Annotated in this window: 1 protein-coding gene; it reads right to left on the reverse strand. The window is 43.6% G+C overall.

Annotation, left to right across the window (positions count from 1 at the left end; genetic code table 11):
• Positions 1 to 32: 32 nt before the first annotated feature.
• A protein-coding gene (locus P4V41_RS21170; protein WP_328087178.1) for an IS3 family transposase occupies positions 33 to 1,390 on the reverse strand; the annotation gives its coding sequence in 2 pieces (ribosomal slippage) (positions 33 to 925 and positions 925 to 1,390; 1,359 coding nt in all).
• Between the last annotated feature and the right edge of the window lie 54 nt (positions 1,391 to 1,444).

Below are 1,444 nucleotides of genomic sequence, written 5' to 3' on the forward strand. Positions count from 1 at the left end.
GATCTGAACCCAAAAAGTTAGACATTAGGATCTTAGGCTGCCTTAGAGGTATGCGCCCGGTATTGAACCGGGCTCATGCCTTTTAATTTTGCCTTAATCCGTTTGTGATTATAGTAGTGGATGTAATCCTCCAGTTCATGCTTAAAGTGTTCCATGCTCTCAAACTCATTTAAATAAAGTAATTCTGATTTCATTACGCCAAAAAAGCTTTCCATGGCTGCGTTATCGAGGCAGTTCCCCTTGCGGGACATGCTTTGGGTGATTCCGTTCTTTTTAAGTGCGTGTTGATATTGCTTCATCTGGTAATGCCATCCCTGGTCAGAATGGAGTATCGGCGAGTCTCCTTCGTTCAGGCGTTCGAAGACTTGATCCAGCATTTTAGAAACCAGTGGATAAACAGGACGATGTTCCATGTTATAAGCGATGACTTCACCATTGTATAAATCAATGACAGGAGAAAAATATAACTTTTCTCCATGCAAGTGGATTTCCGTCACATCGGTTGCCAACTTCTCATGGGGCTTGGAGGCATAGAAATCGCGTTGGATTTTATCCGAAGCAATACGGCCTGCCTGTCCGCGGTAAGACTTGTACTTCTTCAACCGGACGAGGCTTTTCAATCCAAGCTTCCCCATGAGGCCGCGGACCGTCTTGTGATTAATACGGATGCCTTTGTTGCGCAGTACGAGAGTGATGCGGCGATACCCATAACGCCCTTTATGCTCGTGGTAGATTTCCGCAATGAGCTCTTTGATCTCCTTGTATTTATCTGGTCGGTTCATTTGTTTGACCCAGTAGTAATACGTGCTGCGCGGCATTTCAGCTGCTCTTATTAAATCCCTCACCATATGCTCTTGCCTTAACTCGTAAATTATTTGCGCTTTGTCTTGTTCGGTGATTTTTCTCTTTCTTGAATTAAGGCATGTAACTTTTTTAAGTAGGCATTCTCCGCACGCAGTCGTTCATTCTCAGCCTGTAATGCCTGTTCAGACCCCTCAGATGGTGCTGGCTTCTTTGGTTCCTGCGGTTTCTTTTTCATAGATGGACGCCCCTTTTTCTTTGGTTTCAAAGCGTCCAGGCCATCCTCCTCCAACTTCCTTTTCCATGAGAGGATAGTCGGATGAGAAGGAATCTTAAATACAGCTGCCGTTTGCATAAGGGACGCTCCAGTGTCGTTCATGTAATTGAGTACGTCCATTTTAAATTGAATATCATATTTTGTATAGGTGTAGAGGAGTCCTTGTTCTCCGTTTTCCCTATAGTGGTTTACCCAGTTTTTCAGAGAGGTGGAACTAACATTTAACTGTTTTGCGATCTCTTGGAAAGATGCCTTCCCCTCCAAATAAGCAAGGACAGCCTGTAATTTTGCCTCAAAAGAATATTTAGTCATAAAAAAACTGCACCTCCAATTGTTAATGATGTCTAACAATTGGGGTGCAGTTCA

Source organism: Fictibacillus nanhaiensis, assembly GCF_036213205.1.
Taxonomy (GTDB): domain Bacteria; phylum Bacillota; class Bacilli; order Bacillales; family Fictibacillaceae; genus Fictibacillus; species Fictibacillus nanhaiensis_E.